Annotated in this window: 14 protein-coding genes; 12 read left to right on the top strand and 2 right to left on the bottom strand. The window is 58.3% G+C overall.

The annotated features are described in order from the left end of the window. Positions 1 to 47: 47 nt before the first annotated feature. The 3 genes from N7220_RS02520 to N7220_RS02530 all read left to right on the top strand — a co-directional run bounded on the left by N7220_RS02520 (position 48) and on the right by N7220_RS02530 (position 1915). Positions 48 to 446, top strand: a complete 399-nt coding sequence (locus N7220_RS02520; RefSeq protein ID WP_283149905.1) for a DUF3224 domain-containing protein — start codon at positions 48 to 50, stop codon at positions 444 to 446. A gap of 114 nt (positions 447 to 560) precedes the next feature. After that, the gene (locus tag N7220_RS02525; protein ID WP_283149906.1) at positions 561 to 905 is read left to right on the top strand and encodes a hypothetical protein; all 345 of its coding nucleotides are present in this window, start codon (positions 561 to 563) and stop codon (positions 903 to 905) included. After that, on the top strand, positions 893 to 1915 hold the full coding sequence (locus N7220_RS02530) for an aldose epimerase family protein (RefSeq protein WP_283149907.1): 1023 nt from the start codon (positions 893 to 895) through the stop codon (positions 1913 to 1915). The genes N7220_RS02525 and N7220_RS02530 overlap by 13 nt, the downstream gene beginning before the upstream one ends. Positions 1916 to 1934: 19 nt before the next feature. On the opposite strand, the gene N7220_RS02535 is transcribed toward N7220_RS02530, so the two are convergent. Both N7220_RS02535 and pepF read right to left on the bottom strand, forming a co-directional pair. Beyond that, positions 1935 to 2933, bottom strand: a complete 999-nt coding sequence (locus N7220_RS02535) for a hypothetical protein (protein WP_283149908.1) — start codon at positions 2931 to 2933, stop codon at positions 1935 to 1937. Positions 2934 to 2989: 56 nt separating this feature from the next. Then, positions 2990 to 4873 (bottom strand): oligoendopeptidase F, encoded by a 1884-nt coding sequence (gene pepF, locus N7220_RS02540; RefSeq protein WP_283149909.1) that lies wholly within the window; start codon positions 4871 to 4873, stop codon positions 2990 to 2992. Positions 4874 to 5320: 447 nt separating this feature from the next. Between pepF and N7220_RS02545 the strand changes: the two genes are divergently transcribed. The 9 genes from N7220_RS02545 to N7220_RS02585 all read left to right on the top strand — a co-directional run bounded on the left by N7220_RS02545 (position 5321) and on the right by N7220_RS02585 (position 17921). Further along, positions 5321 to 5782 carry a YdgH/BhsA/McbA family protein gene (locus N7220_RS02545; protein WP_283149910.1) on the top strand — a complete coding sequence of 154 codons (462 nt, stop codon included), beginning with the start codon at positions 5321 to 5323 and terminating at the stop codon, positions 5780 to 5782. 174 nt (positions 5783 to 5956) lie between these two features. Further along, positions 5957 to 7177, top strand: coding sequence for an exonuclease subunit SbcD (sbcD, locus tag N7220_RS02550; protein ID WP_283149911.1), 1221 nt, complete (start codon positions 5957 to 5959; stop codon positions 7175 to 7177). Next, on the top strand, positions 7174 to 10596 hold the full coding sequence (locus N7220_RS02555; protein ID WP_283149912.1) for an AAA family ATPase: 3423 nt from the start codon (positions 7174 to 7176) through the stop codon (positions 10594 to 10596). Before sbcD ends, N7220_RS02555 begins: the two co-directional genes overlap by 4 nt. 415 nt (positions 10597 to 11011) lie before the next feature. Beyond that, positions 11012 to 11152, top strand: a complete 141-nt coding sequence (hemP, locus tag N7220_RS02560) for a hemin uptake protein HemP (RefSeq protein ID WP_283149913.1) — start codon at positions 11012 to 11014, stop codon at positions 11150 to 11152. A gap of 336 nt (positions 11153 to 11488) precedes the next feature. Continuing rightward, on the top strand, positions 11489 to 13750 hold the full coding sequence (locus N7220_RS02565; protein ID WP_283149914.1) for a TonB-dependent hemoglobin/transferrin/lactoferrin family receptor: 2262 nt from the start codon (positions 11489 to 11491) through the stop codon (positions 13748 to 13750). Between the two features lie 164 nt (positions 13751 to 13914). Next, positions 13915 to 14970, top strand: coding sequence for a hemin-degrading factor (locus tag N7220_RS02570; RefSeq protein WP_283149915.1), 1056 nt, complete (start codon positions 13915 to 13917; stop codon positions 14968 to 14970). A gap of 238 nt (positions 14971 to 15208) precedes the next feature. Beyond that, the gene (locus tag N7220_RS02575; protein ID WP_283149916.1) at positions 15209 to 16048 is read left to right on the top strand and encodes a heme/hemin ABC transporter substrate-binding protein; all 840 of its coding nucleotides are present in this window, start codon (positions 15209 to 15211) and stop codon (positions 16046 to 16048) included. A gap of 23 nt (positions 16049 to 16071) precedes the next feature. After that, positions 16072 to 17106, top strand: coding sequence for a FecCD family ABC transporter permease (locus tag N7220_RS02580; RefSeq protein ID WP_283149917.1), 1035 nt, complete (start codon positions 16072 to 16074; stop codon positions 17104 to 17106). Further along, complete coding sequence (locus N7220_RS02585) at positions 17106 to 17921, top strand: heme ABC transporter ATP-binding protein (RefSeq protein ID WP_283149918.1); 816 nt, start codon at positions 17106 to 17108, stop codon at positions 17919 to 17921. The genes N7220_RS02580 and N7220_RS02585 overlap by 1 nt, the downstream gene beginning before the upstream one ends. Positions 17922 to 17987: the final 66 nt, after the last annotated feature.

Here is a 17987-nt window from a genome sequence, read left to right on the forward strand (position 1 = left end):
TCTGCATGCCGGTCAGACGCTGGCACCACTTAAACAGGACCGGTTTTATGGCAACGCAAATCAACGGCACTTTCGACGTCACCCTCACCCCGCTGGCACAGTCAGAAAAGACCGGTGGTGCCAGCTTGGGGCGCATGGGGATCAGCAAACAGTTTCATGGCGACTTGAGCGCCACCAGCAAGGGCGAAATGCTCAGCGCCATGACCGATACGGCAGGTTCTGCCGGGTACGTGGCGATTGAGCAAGTGACTGGCTCGCTGGTCGGGCGCAACGGCAGTTTTGTGCTGCAACACTCGGGAAGCATGGCGCGAGGCGTGGCCAGCTTGCGAGTGACGGTTGTTCCGGATTCTGCGACGGATGAACTGGTCGGACTGACCGGGGAAATGGCGATCAATATCGTGGATGGCAAACATTTTTATGAGTTCAGTTTTACCTTGCCGGCGTGAAGGCATAGGTTGCCGATTTGCGCGGCGATCTGACCGGTTTATTTGTGCATGGAAAAGCTGTGAGCACCAGCAAGCGACAACTCATTCAAAGCGATTTTCTCGGCAGTACAACCGTTGCTGGATAAAGGCCCGATCCAGGACCTGACCGCCTACGGCATCTTGCGCCCGGCCATCAAGCGCACGGAAGTCATCTGTGACGAAGCCGTGCAGTTCAAAGTGGGCTTTGATAGCGACAAGGGTGAAATCTGGGCTGATCTTACCCTGCCCGAAGGCAACTTCTGCTATCAGCGCAGCTCCAACATCCCGCAACAGGCCGAATTTGCGCACGGACATCCGCTGGAAATCTTCAACGCGCAGCATCAACCGTATTTTGAGATAGAAACCCACGCCCCACTGGCTCATCTGCAGCCCGGCGAACGTATGTCTTACACCATTGAGGAAGCCGCATGGGCGATCTGAACGGCGTACCCGCATTGACCACCTCCGACAGCTGGACGCTCGATTGGGCGTGGGGCGACGTCACCTTGCAAGCCTTGGGCGGCATGCTGGCTCCGGTCACTTTTGTCCTGGAAGACGACCGCGCCATTCAACCGATGCAGATCGCGCCGTGGGGCGACAAGCCAGACCCGCAATGGCCTGGCGTATTACGCCAGTTACGCGGCGAATGGCCCTGTGTACCGTTTGGCATGGCTCAGGCCCCGCAACATCTTGACCCGTCTTGGCCGGTGGCCAACGACACCAACCCGTTTGACCACGGCTATGGTGCGAATCACGAATGGCAGCTGGTGCATCAGACCGATGAAACCCTGACCATTGCGATCAATTACCCGGCCGATGACGCCGTTGCGCGACTGGAACGCGAAGTACGCGTCGACCCGGAACGCGCCGCCATCACCGTCACCCTCATCATCCATGCCCGCCACGAAACGCAAATCCCGGTCGCCTTGCACCCCACTTTTGCGGTGCCTGCCAGCGGCGTAGAAGTGCTGGCCTGCCAAATTGAAAGCGCCCACACCTACCCGCAACCCACGGAATGGAAAGTATCGAAGCTGAGACCGGATCGCAGCGCCAGCAGCCTGGCCGCATTGCCCGGCATTCAAGGCGAAATTGATATCACCCACCTGCCCTTGCCCTACGCCACCGAAGAACTGGTACAACTGCGCGGCTGCCGGCCACCATTTGTATTGCGTTATCCGGGCTGGCAAGCCGATGTAACGCTGGATTGGGACACCCAACAGTTGCCCGATGCCCTACTGTGGATCAGCAACGGTGGCCGCGCTTTTGCGCCTTGGTCCGGTCGGCATTACGCGTTGGGCGTTGAGCCGCTGAACAGCTTTTTTGATCTGGGGCGCGTGGCGACGCCGCCGGTTGATCACCCATTGGCTGATCGCAAAGGACTGACGATCAGGCCGGGGCAGCCGGTGATTATTCGGTATCGGCTGTCGGCTGGGGTTAGTCCGGCAGTGTGATTGGGCATTTGGTCGTGTCTCAAATCCGGCTGGATGGCATTCCAGCTGACTGACCAAAGATATCGCGCCAGGCCACGTACATGCCCATCATGACCAGCACAACCAGGGGCGACATGAAAACAATCAGGCCTGCAGCCATCAGCAACTGCGCCCCGGTTCCCTGCATCGCGCCCGGGCCCGTCTGGTGCATGGCGATTGCCGCGACGACAAACACGGCGATCAGGACCACAAAAATCAGTAAACCCCATAATGCGTAACTAATTAACACCCCGAGAAAGGCGGGTACGTTACGCAAACCGGCCTGAATGCTGTTGCGGTATGCGGCCAAGACTGGTTGCCCGCGCAGTACCACTTCGGGTGTGCAAAATGCCGTAAGCAGGCCAAGCAGAGCCAGTATCGCAACTGGCCAAAACCTCAGGCCGTGCAGCGCGGCGGCAAGCTGCAATTGTTTCGGGTCAAAGGCCAGCGATAGTGGCAGGCTGGAAGACCAGGCAATGAACAAATTCCCCATCATGTACAACACCACCTGAAGACATAGCAGAGTGAAAATTCTCTGCCCATTCTCTTTGAGCGTCTGGCTGGCCTTGGACCAGGAAAACTGACCATCCAGGTCGACCTGACGGAAAAAACAATAAAACACGCAACCAGACAACGCGCTTGTTGCGGGCAGTAGATATCCCGCAATGACCCAGGGGATGTGTTGCGACAGCAGCATCAACACCTCAAACGCAATCGATAGTCCCAGCCATTGCCAAGGTTTCTTGCGAAACAAGCGCCAGCCCTGCGCAAGCCAGCTACGGCCATCAGCAAAAGATAAACGAAGAGGCAACGAGTCGATTGCAATCATCCTGGCGTTCCGATTTATAAAAGATTCGTGAAAGAATATATATAAATTCAAGTCAACCAGAAAGATTGCCCTGCTACCTCCCGCAAGAGTGTAGGTTTGCGAACACAGTGGCCCAGGCTGTAATTCAAGCCGCGCAGATACAACACCAGAAAACAAAAGAGCGCGTGGCACCAGGTATTAAAACCCGGCACCACGCGCTCTTCATTTGCTGCAAAAGTTGGGCTGGCTTACTTCTGTGCCATCACCGCTTCCAGCTCATCCATCACCTTATCCATACGCCGCACAATGGCTTGATATGGCGCCGGTGTGGCCATATCCAGCCCGGCACGCTTGACCACCTGGTACGCATCATCCGAGCCACCGGCTTTGAGCATGTTGAAGTAACGCTCACGCAAGGCGGTGTCGCCCTTCTCGATGCCTTCCGCAAAGTACGCGGCGGCGCTGATTGAGGTGGCGTATTGGTAGACGTAGAAGTCTGAGTAGAAGTGCGGGATGTACGCCCACTCCACGCCGTACAAGTCGTCAATGTGCACCACGCCTTGCGCGTCGCCGTGATAACGCTTGAGCAGTTCCAGATACATCTTGCTCAGGTCGGCGCCGGTCAGCGACTGGTCGTGCTCGATGGCGTCGTGCGCTTTGAGTTCAAACTCGGCGAACATGGCTTGGCGGAAGAAGGTACCACGTAGCAATTCCAGTTCCTGACTCAACGCGAATACTTTTTCTGCCCTGGTTTTGGCGTGACTGGCAACGTAATCGGCCAGCAGCATTTCGTTGGTGGTGGACGGGATTTCGGCAACAAAGATTGGGTAGTCGGCCGTTTCAAACGGCTGCGCGCCGTTAGCCAGCACGGTGTGCATGGCATGACCCCATTCGTGCGCCAGAGTGGACACACTCTCGTAGCCACCATCAAAAGTCATCAACACAAACGGGTGCACGTCATATGCGGCGCCATTCATATACGCGCCTGAATGCTTGCCTTGCTGTTGCAGCGAGTGCATCCAGCCTTTCTGAAAGTTGGCGCCCAGCGTCTTCACGTAGTCGTCGCCTAACGGTTGCACCGCATCCAGCGTCAGCGCTTCAGCTTCGGCCAGAGAATACTGACGTGGCGGATTGGCCAGAGGTACGTAAATGTCTTGATAGCCCGCTTGCTTCAGGCCCAGCAACTTGCTGCGCAGTTTGAAGTATCGATGCAGTGTGGGCAGCCCGGCATTGGCTTGGGCCACCAGCGTGGTGTACACGGCATCGGGCGTATTGCCGCCCGACAACGCCATGTCCAGTGAGCTGTCATATTTTCGCGCACGGGCTTTGAATACATTGCCACGCAGATGGGCCACGTAGATCGCCCCGATAGTGCGCTCGTAAGCCTTGAATACCGGCCAGAAGGCCTTGAATACCTGCTGACGCACTTTTGGATCGCGGTCGCTACGCAGGGAGACGTAGGTTTCCTGATCCAGCGTATAGACTTTGCCGCGCACGGTGATCTTGGGCCACGGCAGCTCGGCATTGGTCAGCAGGTTGTAGATGGAGCCCGCTTGTTCCAGTGGGTCATTAGCAGCGGCCAGCAGGTTTTCTTCACCTGCGCTGAGCGTGTGGGCAGACAAGCGCAGCGCGGTATGCAGCATGTAGCTGAACTTCTGTAGACCCGGCTCTTGTTTGATCCAGGTGTCGATCTTTTCCGCCCCAATCGCCGCAATTTCCGGGCTGATAAACGCCGTTGCCTGATCAACCTGGCTATCAAGCGAATAAGCCAACTGGTTGCGCGCCTGGTTGGCGTCGTCCTTGGTATTGGCATCGGCTTTCAGGCCGGAATAAACCTCCAGCCGATTGGCGCGGCGGCGGATATCGGACATGGTCTGCAAACCCTTGAGCAAACTGGCCGAACTGGTACCCAGCGTGCCTTGTAGTGCCTTCATTTTTGGCAAATCGGCCAGTAGTGCCTGGCGCTCGGTTTCCCATGCGGCGTCGGAGGGATACAGCGAAGTCAGATCCCACACTGCAGGTGGGTTGGCTGAAGGGTTGCTTTGGGTTGTAGCGGCAGAAGCAGCGAAGGCGGGGGTAACAAAAGACAGAGACGTAAAAGCGAGGGCAACAGCAAGTGCGATGCGTTTCATGTACAGGACTCTGGGTAAGGGTCTTGATGCGGACAAGCTGTCCTGCTGGGTTGCGGACAGCGCAGCTCAAAAAAACAGTTGAGGATTCTGCCGTAGCGCGTCCGGGTTTGTTGCAAAACTGTGTAAACACGAATTACCAGAGCTGAAAATGTTGTACCGAGGATACGTAATGCGCCCAAGCGCCGGAATAAAAGGCCTGGCCTGGCCGTTTTGTTAACAGAGCGAATCTTTCTTGCCATCTAACCTGACCGCGCAGGGCAAATAACACGGCAGGCAGCAAACCCGTTCTGGCGCTGCTACGCTGGAGCAGCACCGGCCGATATTGAGCAGGCTATTGCGATGCTATTGCTGAATCCGAATCATCAAAACCAGACCGCAGACCAGACCATCTTTCACACCCGAAACGATGAGTCACCCGTCACTTCGCTCACCCATGAGGACACGGCTATGGCCCAAAATAATTGGTTTGAATCTTTTAATTTGCCCGCTGGCACCAGCAAACCCCGATCCAAATGGCGCGCTGCCGTCTTTACCGCAGCACTGGCCGGGTATGCGCTAATGCTGGCTGGGTGCGCCACGGTTAGCGCGACCAGCACCCAATACGTTGGCGCGCCGCACCCGGCCCCGAGCGATCCGGCCAAGGTAGAAATCTTGCGGGCCGAACCGACGCACCCATTTGACCGCCTAGGTGAGATCAGCGTGGATGCCTCGGTCGAGCCATCGCCACCTATCGCGGATATCGAAGCCAAAGTGCGCTCAGAAAGCGCCAAGCTCGGCGCTGATGCGGTGGTGATCGTACTGGATCGGGTTGTGCCCACCGGCGTGTACGTATCCGGCCCGTGGTGGGGGCGCAATGTGGATACCATTACCGGGCGCAAACTGATTGGCGTGGCGATCAAGTACAAGTAGTTTTCGCCAGCCCGCAAAACCGCCCGGATATGTGTTATTCGGGCGGTTTGTCATTCAAAGGCACATCGGCGACCGCCTCAACCAGCGCGGCTCACGTAGAATCAACGCTGGCCAAAGCTGCAGCGCCCAACCACTCAGCTACGCCCTCTTCCCCAACCAGCACAAAAGCAATCGATGCGGATTCTGCATACCTCCGACTGGCATCTCGGCCAGCATTTCATGGGTAAAACCCGCCAGGCTGAGCACCAGCAATTCATGAGCTGGCTGATCGAACAAATCACGCTACAGAGTGTGGATGTGGTGATCATTGCCGGGGACGTATTCGACACCGGCGCACCACCCAGCTACGCCCGCGAGTTGTACAGCAGCTTTATCGTGGCCATGCATGACACTGGCGCCACACTGGTCGTCCTGGGCGGTAATCATGATTCGGTGGCGACGTTGGGCGAGAGCAAAGCCTTGCTGGCGCGTTTGGGTACGCGGGTTATCCCGGCAGTGAGTGAAGACGCCGCTGACCAGGTGTTGGTGCTGTCGCAACGTGACGGCCAGCCGGGTGCGGTGCTCTGTGCGATTCCGTTCATTCGCCCACGCGATGTCATGCACAGCGTGGCCGGGCAAAGCGCGCAAGACAAACAACTGAGTCTGCAAGAAGCCATCCATCAGCATTACCAGGCTTGTTACGCCGCAGCAGTGGCAAAGCGTGATGAATTGGGCGGACAGTTGCCGATCATCGCAACCGGCCACCTCACCACCGTGGGCGCCAGCGCCAGCGAATCGGTGCGGGAGATTTACGTCGGTGCGCTGGAAGCCTTCCCCACCAATGCCTTCCCGCCTGCTGATTACATCGCGCTGGGGCATATTCATCGTCCGCAAAAAGTGGGGGGTCTGGAACACATCCGTTATAGCGGCTCGCCGATTCCGCTAAGTTTTGATGAAGCCACTCAAACCAAAGAAGTACTGCTGGTTGATCTGAACGCCAACGGATTGCAAAGCGTGACACCACTGCCCGTGCCCTGCTTTCAGGCAATGGCCACAGCACGCGGCACATTGGCCGATTTGACCAGCGCTTTGGCCAAAGCGGCCGTGGGTGGCACTGCCGATACCCCGGCATGGGTTGAAGTGGTCATTACCGCCGATGATTACTTGAGCGATCTGCAAAGCCGTATCGAACAAATCATTGTCGGTTTGCCGGTAGAGATATTGCGCATTCGCCGCGAGCGCGCTAACGCCGCCGCGCACCTGCAAGGCAGCGCCAGCGAAACCCTGGATGAACTGAGCCCGGATGAAGTCTTTGGCCAGCGGCTGGCCGCAGAAATGCTGGAAGAACTACTGCAAACGCAGTTACAGCAGCGCTATCGCCAGATCGTTAGCGCCTTGCAGGAGGATCAACCATGAAAATCCTCACGCTGCGTTTGAAGAATCTCAATTCGCTTAAGGGCGAATGGACTATCGATTTCACCGCCGAACCGTTTCGCGACAACGGTTTGTTTGCCATTACCGGACCAACCGGTGCGGGCAAGACTACGCTGCTGGATGCCATCTGCCTGGCGCTGTATCACCAGACGCCACGCATGGACACCATCTCCGCCAAAACCAACGAGGTAATGACGCGCCACACGGCGGAATGTCTGGCTGAGGTGGAGTTCGAAGTAAAAGGCCAGCGTTATCGGGCGTTCTGGAGCCAGCGGCGCTCGCGCGACAAGATTGACGGCGCGTTGCAGGCGCCGGTGGTGGAATTGGCCGATGCGCAAGGCGTGATCCTGACTAACAAGATCAACGACAAACTCAAGCTGACCGAAACGCTCACCGGACTGGATTTCAGTCGCTTTACCAAATCCATGTTGCTGGCTCAGGGCGGTTTTGCCGCGTTTCTGGAAGCCAGCGCCAATGAGCGCGCTGCGTTACTGGAACAACTCACTGGCACCGAAATCTATGGCCGGATTTCCCAGCGTGTGTTCGAGCAAACCCGCGACGCCAAAACGGCGCTCGACCAGCTCAAAGCGCGCGCCGAAGGCGTGGAGTTATTCAGCGATGAAAGACGCGTAGAACTGACGGAAGAAGCCGCCGCGTTAGCGATCCAGGAACCCGCCCTCGCCGCGCGCCAGACTGAACTGCAAACTCAAAGGCAATGGCGTGACAGCCTGACCACGGCCACCCAACAGCAAACGCGCGCGCACTTTGCCCAGCAACAGGCTGAAGAAGCGCTGTTGGAAGCGCGTCCGCAACTGGCCCGGCTGGCGGCGAGCGAACCGGCGTCGCGCCTGCGCCCCATGTATCTGGCCTGGCAAAATGCCGGGCACACGCTTGCCGCATCGCAACGGACACTGGTCGAAACCCAAACCCGCCAGCAGCAAATCACGGCGCAGATTCACCAATATATATGGCAGGCCACGCAGTTATCCGCGCAGATTGCCGCAGCTGCCTTGGCTGAACAAGCCCGCCTTGGCCAGCAGCAACAGCAAGTGAACGCCGAACTGAGCGCGCGCCCGCAGCAAGCGCAATTGGGAGAACGGCTGGCAGTCTGGCGTGAACAACTGGCCGCACGCCAGCAAGCTGACAATGAAATCGCGAGCTTGCTGGCGAAGCAACAGCAGTATCAAAACGCACTGACCGCATTCAAGGCAGATCAGGCGACGTTGGCGACGCAACTGGCCGCTGAACAAAGCCAACTCGCGGCGATACAAGCGACTGAAACCGAATACCAGGCCCAGATCAGCAATCTACTGGGCGGAAAAACCGAAGCCCGGTTACGCCAGGATTGGCAGCAATTGCATGCGCGGCACGGCGCGTTGACGCAACTGGCGCAAGTGGCGCAAAGCCGCCAGAAACTGGTCGACGAAACCCGCCAACTCAACAGCGATATCGCCCGCCAGCAATTACTGGTCGCCGACAAAACCGGCCAGCGCGATGCCTTGCGAGCGCGGTTCAAGGATGTCAATCAGCAAGTCGTCGACAAGCAAAAATTGCTGGAGCAAGAACAACGCATTCAGGATCTGGCCGGATTGCGTCAGCAGTTGCAGCCTGGTGAAGCCTGCCCGCTGTGCGGAGCGCATGAGCATCCGGCAGTGGCGCATTACCAGGTGCTGGACGTCTCTGACACGCGCCGCGCGCTGGAAGAAAAACGGGCCGAACTCGAACAAGTGCGCGATCAAGGCAACAAGCTGAATGATGAACTCGCCACGCTCGGTGCGCAGATCGAACAGTGGCTACTGCGTCTGCAAGTGTTGGGCACAGAACAAGAACAGCTCGATCAGCAATGGCAACAACTGGCACAGCAAATTGGCCAGGATTTGACCGATGCCAGCGCAGTAACCCAACAATTGGCCTTGATCGGTCAGCAACGCGACGCCGCGCAGCAGCAACTGACGCAGCTGGATGCCAGCAACGCCCAACTCGGGCAAATCCGCCAAAGCCGCGAGCGCATTGCCAGTGCGGCGCAGACGCTCACCGATCAACTGACCGCGCTGCAGCAACGCCAGCAAAACGGCGAAACCCAATTGCAGGCGTTGGTTGAACAACTGCAAACGCGCCAGACCCAACAGCAAGCGGCGCAAGCCAGCCTTAACCAGCAAATCAGCGAATTGGGTTATCCGCTGCCCACGGTCATCGCCGACTGGCTGCAACAGCGCGAGCAAGAATGGCTGCACTGGCAACAACTGCAAGCCACTTCGCAACAACTGGATCGCGCCAGTCTGACGCAGCAATCTGCCACTCAGCACGCGCAAGAACAGGCGCAAACCTGGCAGCAACGTTGGGCCGCCTTGGCTTTGCCAGAACCCGCCGCGATTGAGCGCGCTGATAACCCGGCTGCAGCGCTGGCCAATCTGGGCAGTCAGCTGGATAGCACGCAGCAAACGGCCAGCGCGCTGAATGGCAAAGTGCAAACACTTGCTGAACAAATCTCTAGTCAAACCAGCCAGCTGGAACACGCCAGCCAGGAATGGCAACAAACACTGACGCAAAGCCCGTTTGCTGATGAAGCCGCATGGCAAGCCGCCTTGCTGGACGATGCGCAGCAAACCCAATTGCAAACGCTCAAACAAAGCCTGGAGAAAATCCTGACCGAGACCACCGCACTGCATAACGCAGCAGCTCAAACTCTCGCACAGTTACAAGCCACACCGCTCACTGCGCTGGACGCCACGCAACTGGAAACACAGTGGCAAACCCTGCAAGTCGAGATCAAAACGCTGACCCAGCGCCAAGGCGAAATCCGCGCCCAGTTACAAGGTGACGAAACCCGTCGCCACAGCCAGCAAACGTTGTTTGCCGAAATCATCGCGCTGCAGGGCGATTACGATGTCTGGCAGCATCTGAACGGTTTGATCGGTTCGGCCGATGGCGCCAAATATCGCCGCTTTGCCCAAGGTCTGACGCTGGATCATCTGGTGCATCTGGCCAATCGCCAACTGGAGCGCTTGCATGGCCGCTATCAGCTGCTGCGCAAACGCAGCGGCGAGCTGGAAATGGAAATTGTCGATACCTGGCAAGGCGACGTCACCCGCGACACCCGCACACTCTCCGGCGGCGAGAGCTTTCTGGTCAGCCTGGCGCTGGCCTTAGCCTTATCCGATCTGGTCAGCCACAAGACCTCGATTGATTCGCTGTTTCTGGATGAAGGCTTCGGCACGCTGGACGGCGAAACGCTGGATATCGCCCTGGATGCGCTGGACAGTCTGAATGCCACTGGCAAGATGATTGGCGTAATCAGCCACGTGGAGGCGCTGAAAGAACGGATACCGGTGCAGATTCGCATTGGCAAAGGGCATGGGGTTGGGTTTTCAGCGATTGAGACTGGGTCTTTTGGGCGGTGATTTGGGGGTTTGGGTTCAAAAGTCAGAATGTCTTCGAATTAGAAAAGCCCTCCTTGTTAGTGAAGATTTATCACGTGAACCAGACTTAGACGCTTGCGTGGCTTGTAGCCTGCTGAAGCAATGTGGAGTCCGGGGTGGGGATACCTCCGCTTTTCAGGCGATCAGAGTTCATCTGCCCGCCCTTGCCCACCGGTATTCCGCCCCTCATTTCTGTTTTCTTTGTAGGTGTCTTCAGGCGTTATCTTGAGCCATGTAACCCGCATGAATGCTCAATCCACGTCCTTGCCTGAGTCAATCAGTCCGCGCTTAGCACAAACAAAGTGCAGCCATTTTGATTTACACCCATTGCTAATGATAATAATTCTCGTTTATATTTATCGGCATGGACAGACGCCAACGCCCGCTTTCACCCTCAATGCCCACCGCCGTCGCACAACCGCCGGTGGTCGATAGCCGCAAGTTGCTGCAGACCGGGCAAGCGGTGGTGATCGAGCATAACGGCGTGCGTTACACCTTGCGTGAAACCCGCCAGGGCAAGCTGATCCTGACCAAGTAAGGCCAATTTCTGAGAGCAATACTGTGTGCAAAAGATGTCGACCGGGGCGTTATCAAACCGTGCTACATGGCTTGCAAGCGACTGTTTTTCAATGAGATTGCAATAAGATACAAACAATAAGAAGCTGCGCACCCGCCGCAGGACGCAACACCTAAAAAAATCAAAATAACCGCGCATGCCAGCCGGTTCCGCGCCGCACACTTTTCATCTTTGAAAAAAGATTGAAAGTGGCCGCCGGGCAGCCAGCCGCGCAGGGCTTTGTCAGCCGCAAGTACACACATCCGCATTAGCCGGATAGCCTGCGTGCGACCTCGCCCTCCCGCTCAAGGAACCGGCATGACCCGCACCAAGCAAACGCTTGCGCTGAGCCTGATGGCCTGCGCTCTGCATTCCGCCTTTGCCGCTGACATCGTCGCGGCACAAAATAGCCAACCCGCTGATGCCGGTACTCCGGCGCAAAATGTGCAACTCGCTCAAGCACAGACCAGCACCCACGGCGACACCAGTTTGTCGCCCGTCGTTGTCACCGCCACCCGCACTGAAAAAACCATTGATGAACTGCCACCGTCGGTAACCTCCACTGACCGCGACACCCTGGATGACAACTTCATCCGCGATTTCACCGATCTGGGCGATCGTGCCGAACCGGGCGTCACCATTACCCGTCAGCCACGTTACGGCGGCACCAATGTGAATATCCGCGGGCTGGAAGGCAACCGCATTCTGATGATGGTGGATGGCATTCGTTTGCCGGACACCTTCAGCTTCTCTGGCCGCGATACCTTCATTGGCCAGGACATGGTGGACTTTGGTTCGCTGGCGGCGATTGATATCGTGCGCGGGCCGGGCTCCACGTTGTATGGCTCGTCCGCTTTGGGCGGGATTGTGGGTTTGCGCACGTTAGACCCGGCCGATTTGCTCAAAGGTGGCAAGACTTTCGGCGGCCGCATTGATGCCGATTACGACAGCGCCGACAGCAGCTACGGCGCTCGCGCCAGTCTGGCTGGTGAAGCCGCTCCCGGTACCTTCTGGTTATTGCAGGGCGGTGGCCGCAAAGGTCACGAACTAGACAATATGGGAACGCGCGGCGGCAATGGCGCCAATCGCACCGAGCCTGATCCGCAAGATACCGACAGCAGGAATGTGCTGGGCAAGTTGCAGCATTACTTTGATGGTGGCCACAAGCTGGGTCTGACCGGTGAGTACCGCAACACCACCACTGACACCAATATGCTGAGTGACATCTCCAGCTCCATTAAATCCAGCCGGGCGGTGGACGAACAAACCCGCAAGCGTGTTTCGCTGGATTACGACTACACCGCACCAACCGCTGGCCAGTGGATCGATTCCGCCACCGCGCGGGTTTACTGGCAAAACCTGGATAGCGACCAGCACCGTTACCAGGTGCGCACCACCGCCGCCGATTACCAGCGCGACGGGCAATACACCCAATCCATGAAAGGCGCCAACGGCCAGGTCGTGAAGAATATTGATGGCGCCATTACCCAGCAGTGGGTGGTGGGCGGCGAATGGTGGCAAAGCCGCACCGAAGAATTTGCGGCAGGTAAACCGGCCTCTTCGACCATCAACGTACGCACGGTGCCCGTCACCAATATCACGCAATGGGGTTTGTTTACGCAGGATGAAATCGGCTTTGATGGCGGCCGTTTTTCTCTGACGCCAGGCCTGCGTTATGACAGCTATCGGCAAGACCCGGAAATCGACTCCGTACTGGCTGCGCAGATTGCTGCTGGCGCGGGTATTGCGCCCAAGGATCAAAGCGATTCCAAGCTATCCCCCAAGTTGCTGGCAACGTACAAAGCCACCGAACAAGTCACGCTGTTTGGCCAGTACGCCCAAGGCTTTCGCGCGCCGAGCGTAGTTGAAGTGAACGGCCAGTTCACCAATGGCGGCATCGGTTACACGCTGGTCGCCAACCCGAACCTGAAACCGGAAACCAGCGAAGGCGTGGAATTTGGCGCGCGCTTTGGCACCGACAAGCTGGGTGGCTCAGCGACGGTTTACGACAACCGCTACAAGAACTTCATCGAACAAGTGACGCTGCAACAAGGCGACGCCGGTTGGGTTCCTGGCTACCCGGCAGGCGTGTTCCAGAACATCAACATCGGTAAAGCCCGCATTTACGGTACCGAATTCACCGGCCACTGGCAGTTCTTGCCGAACTGGCACAGCAATGCCTCGCTGGCCTACGCCGTGGGCACCAACGAAACCGATAACACCTGGCTTGATTCCGTAGCGCCGCTCAAAACCGTGATCGGCGTCGGTTATGCCCGCGAACAATGGGGTCTGGATGGCGTATTTACGGCAGCCAGCGCCAAACGCCATGTATCCACCGACACCTTGTTCCAGGCACCGGGCTACGGCGTGGTGGACTTCACCGGCTGGTATTCACCACTGAAAGACCTGCGTTTGTCTGCCGGCGTATTCAACTTGCTGGACCACAAATACTGGAACAGCCAGGACCGGCAAACCAGCGCCGGCGGCCCTGGCGGCATGTTGCAAGCCAATAACGCAGCCATTGATCGCTACAGCCAGCCGGGTCGCAGCTTTCGGGTTTCGGCCAACTATTTGTTCTAGGCGTTGCAAGCAGCACACCGTTTTGCTGGCCTGACCCGGTTCGAGCCAGCACACCATGAAGCACAGCAATCGGGGCAACAGCCCTTTCCCACCCAGCTTCGCAGGCCTTTCAGGCTGGCGCAGTTGGGTGGCTTTTTCATCTTTTAACGACAAGGCAGGACACGATGACTGCAGCCAATTTCTCCTCCTTCGCCGACTTTGCGGCAGATCTGCAAACCCGTCACTCAGAATTGCTGGCGACAGAACCCAAACTGCGTATCCGCGACCGAGCCACACGCCTGAACAGCAGCGAAGCCGCACTGGTCGCCGCCGACTGTGGGGTGCAATCGATTGAGCTTGCCGGCAAAGCACAGGACATCTTCCGTCAGCTCGGCACATTGGGCGAAGTGATGGCTTTGTCGCGCAATGACTGGTGCGTACACGAGCGTCATGGCCGCTACGAAGATATCCACGCCGATGGCCCGGTCGGCATGGTATTGGGGCCGGATATCGATCTGCGTTTGTTCTTCAATTTCTGGAAACATGCCTACGCCGTGACCGAGAGCGGTCGCCAGAGCATCCAGTTTTTTGATGCCGAAGGCGTGGCGATCCACAAGGTGTTCCGCACCGAAGCCACTGATGCCGCCGCTTGGGAAACACTGATTAGTGTATTTGGCCAACTGGACAAACAGATTCCGCAATTTGAAAGCATTGCCGCCACTCAGGAAGCCGCGCGCGCTGATGACCCCGCCGCCGTGCGTTCGGCCTGGCTGGCACTGGACGACACGCATGCTTTCTTCCCGATGCTGCGCAAGTTCAAGTTGTCCCGCCTGGGCGCACTGCACGCTGCGGGGCGCGATCTGGCGCAGCCGGTTGAGAAAGACGCGGTGGAAGTCATGCTGCAACGCGCGGCGGATAGCGGCTTGTCGATCATGTGTTTTGTGGGCAATCGCGGCATCGTGCAAATCCACTCCGGCCCGGTACACAAACTGGTGCGCACTGGCCCTTGGTTTAACGTGCTGGACCCTAAATTCAATCTGCATTTGCTCACCGAAGCCATTGATTCGGCATGGGTGGTCAACAAGCCAACGCGCGATGGCTGGGTGACCTCGCTGGAAATCTACAACGCTAGCGGCGAGTTGATTGTGCAGTTCTTTGGCGAACGCAAACCGGGTAAGCCAGAGCTGTCGCAATGGCGTGAGTTGCTGGTGGATTTGTGCAGCGAGCCGCTGGCGGCGTAACCGACCGCAATATGTAGCCCGGATGGAACATGCCCCCCACAACGCCAGCGGATACCACAGATGTCGGTTGCAGCGGGGGAGTGACAATCCGGGAGCAATGCGCCTATTTCCAGCGGCATCGTTGGTTGACGCGTTACTCCCCCGGATTCCCGCTTGCGCTCCATCCGGGCTACGAGGCAACTGGCAACGAACATGTGCAATCGCCTACGCACCCTTATTTTGAAGGTAATAAAAACCAATGAAAAAACTGTGCTGTGCCCTCCTCCTCAGCCTGACCACCTTGGTCGCGCAAGCGGCGTCAGCGCCGCAACGCGTGGTGAGTTTGGGCGGACCACTGACCGAGATTATCTACGCACTCAACGCCGGGGATCGTCTTGTCGGCGTGGATGCCTCCAGCCTGTATCCGGCGGCGGCGACCAAGTTGCCGCAAGTGGGCTATTACCGCGCCTTTTCGGTCGAGGGCGTTGCTGCACTGAATCCGGATCTGATCCTGGCCACCGACCAGGCTGGCCCACCCCAAGCCATCAGCCAGTTGCGCAGTCTGGGCAAGCGCGTAATTGTGCTACCCAGCGCACCCACGCTAGAAGCACTGGAACAACGCGTTCAGGGCGTTTCTGCCGCGCTGGGCTTGCGTGACGATGGCGGCAAAATGGTGGCGCAGATTCGCCAGCAAATCGCCCAACTGGATATCAAACCTTCTGGCATCCGCACGCTGCTGGTGATGAACCGCACCGGCAAGCTGGAAGGCGCAGGCACCGATACCACGGCCGATGCCATGCTCAAACTGGCGGGCGCCCGTAATGTGCTCGCCAGTCAAAAAGGCTACAAGCCGCTTTCCGCCGAAGCCGCCATCGTGCTGGCGCCACAAGCCATCGTCACTACCACCATGTCACTCAATACTTCCGGTGGCCTGGATGCCTTCCTCGCTTTACCAGGCATTGCCGGTACGCCCGCCGCCAAAGCGCGCCGCGTGGTGGTGATTGATGATTTGTTGCTGCTGGGATTCGGCCCGCGCCTGGCTGAGGGTCTGGCCACATTAAAAACCGGTCTGACCGCGCCCGTCACAGCCAGCCGCTAGCTCGTCTCTTCAAGGCCAAGTTCATGAATTCTGCTTCTGCCGTGGCCAACACCCCGGCTCGCTTGCCCTCGCTGCATCGTTCACTCGCGGTGTTTGCCACGCTCACCGCCGTATTGGTAGTGCTGGTGCTGGTGTCGTCAGCCAATGGTGCGGTGCGTATCCCGTTCAGCGCCATGCCACATGTGCTGTTTGGCGATGTACTGACCGATGACGAAGTCCTCTGGCGCAACGTGCTGATGCAAGTGCGTCTGCCGCGCGTCTTGCTGGCCGTGGTCGCTGGTGCCGGGCTCACCATCACTGGTACCGCCATGCAGGCGCTGTTTCGCAATCCACTGGCAGAACCGGGCTTGATCGGCATCTCGTCCGGCGGCGCGCTGGGCGCGGTGGCGGCCATTGTGCTGGGTGCGCCGGGCATGTTCTGGCTGGCGCCGGCCGCGTTTATCGGCAGTTTGCTCTCCACCGCTGTGTGTTATCAGTTGGGCAGCCGCCAGCGCGGCATGGGTAGTTTGTTGCTGGCAGGAGTGGCAATCAATGTCATCTGCGGCAGCATGATCGGGCTGTTTACCTACATGGCCGACGATGCCCAACTGCGCAGTCTGACCTTCTGGAATATGGGCAGTCTGGCCGGTGCTACCTGGTCACAACTGGCGTTTCTGGCACCGTGGACACTCGGTTTGTCGCTGCTGTTGCTACGCGAATGGCGCGCTTTGAACGCCTTGCTGCTAGGTGAACGTGAGGCGCAGCATCTGGGCTTTGCGCTCAAATCTCTGCGCCGTAGATTGATTGTGCTGGTCGCGCTAATCGTCGGCCCACTGGTTGCGGCGACCGGCGTGATCGGCTTTGTCGGACTGGTGGTGCCGCATCTGGTGCGCTTGTCGCTGGGAGCAGATCACCGCTGGTTGCTGCCCAACACACTGGTGGCCGGAGCGATCGCTTTGTCGCTGGCGGACTGGCTGGCGCGGATTGCCGTCGTCCCGGCTGAATTGCCGATTGGCATTGTCACCAGTCTGGTCGGCGGGCCGTTCTTTTTGTGGATGCTGACCCGGAAAATGCGTTGATGTTGATTGCAGAAAATCTCAGCTGTGGCCGCCACGGCCAGGCCGTATTGAAAGACGTATCACTGCGGCTGGAGCCGGGCGAAGTACTGGGTGTGCTCGGTGCCAACGGTGCGGGTAAATCCACCTTGCTAGCGACTCTGGCTGGCGAATTGCCCCCTGTTTCCGGCAGTCTGACGCTACACGGTCAGCCTCTGGCGCAAATCAGCGCCGCCGACCAGGCACGCTGTCGCGCCGTATTGCCGCAATCGCCATCGCTGGCGTTTGAATTGGGCGTGCGTGCCGTGGTGGGCACCGGCGCCTATCCGTTTCCCGAGGTCTCTCCGCGCGAGCTGGATGCGCTGCTGGAACGCACGCTGGCACTAGCCGATGCCAGTGCGTTTATTGCGCGCCGCTATACCGCGCTATCTGGTGGCGAACAGCAACGAGTGCAATTTGCTCGCGTGCTGACTCAGGCGCTGGCCGCGCGCCAGTCGGGTGAGTATCGCTTGTTGATGCTGGACGAACCCACCGCCAGCCTTGACCCGCGCCACCAGTTGTTGTTGCTGGAAGCGGTCACCACACTGGCGCGCGCCGAAGGTCTGGCGGTGCTAGTGATTTTGCATGACGTGAACCTGGCGGCGCAGTGGTGTGATCGCCTGTTATTGCTGGCCGACGGCCACGTCACCGCACTGGGCTCGCCCGCGCAGGTGCTAACTGCGACAAATCTGGAGGCGGTGTATCAGATCAACGCCACAATCGTTCCCCATCCGCTAGCGGCTGGGCGGCAGTTGGTGTGTTTTGGGGACGGCGGCGTAACCAGCATCAGCGTTAGTTAATTACTCTCCGACGGCGAAAAGCCGCCCTGATATCTCACCCGGGGCGAAGCTCTTTTGCGTGGCAAA

This window comes from Silvimonas soli (genome assembly GCF_030035605.1).
In the GTDB taxonomy this organism is placed as follows: domain Bacteria; phylum Pseudomonadota; class Gammaproteobacteria; order Burkholderiales; family Chitinibacteraceae; genus Silvimonas; species Silvimonas soli.

Coding starts and splice junctions, on each gene's coding strand:
- N7220_RS02520 (WP_283149905.1), top strand. CDS start 48: ATGGCAACGCAAATCAACGGCACTTTCGACGTCACCCTCACCCCGCTG.
- hemP (WP_283149913.1), top strand. CDS start 11,012: ATGCCCACCGCCGTCGCACAACCGCCGGTGGTCGATAGCCGCAAGTTG.
- sbcD (WP_283149911.1), top strand. CDS start 5,957: ATGCGGATTCTGCATACCTCCGACTGGCATCTCGGCCAGCATTTCATG.
- N7220_RS02545 (WP_283149910.1), top strand. CDS start 5,321: ATGGCCCAAAATAATTGGTTTGAATCTTTTAATTTGCCCGCTGGCACC.
- N7220_RS02570 (WP_283149915.1), top strand. CDS start 13,915: ATGACTGCAGCCAATTTCTCCTCCTTCGCCGACTTTGCGGCAGATCTG.
- N7220_RS02585 (WP_283149918.1), top strand. CDS start 17,106: ATGTTGATTGCAGAAAATCTCAGCTGTGGCCGCCACGGCCAGGCCGTA.
- N7220_RS02575 (WP_283149916.1), top strand. CDS start 15,209: ATGAAAAAACTGTGCTGTGCCCTCCTCCTCAGCCTGACCACCTTGGTC.
- pepF (WP_283149909.1), bottom strand. CDS start 4,873: ATGAAACGCATCGCACTTGCTGTTGCCCTCGCTTTTACGTCTCTGTCT.
- N7220_RS02555 (WP_283149912.1), top strand. CDS start 7,174: ATGAAAATCCTCACGCTGCGTTTGAAGAATCTCAATTCGCTTAAGGGC.
- N7220_RS02580 (WP_283149917.1), top strand. CDS start 16,072: ATGAATTCTGCTTCTGCCGTGGCCAACACCCCGGCTCGCTTGCCCTCG.
- N7220_RS02530 (WP_283149907.1), top strand. CDS start 893: ATGGGCGATCTGAACGGCGTACCCGCATTGACCACCTCCGACAGCTGG.
- N7220_RS02565 (WP_283149914.1), top strand. CDS start 11,489: ATGACCCGCACCAAGCAAACGCTTGCGCTGAGCCTGATGGCCTGCGCT.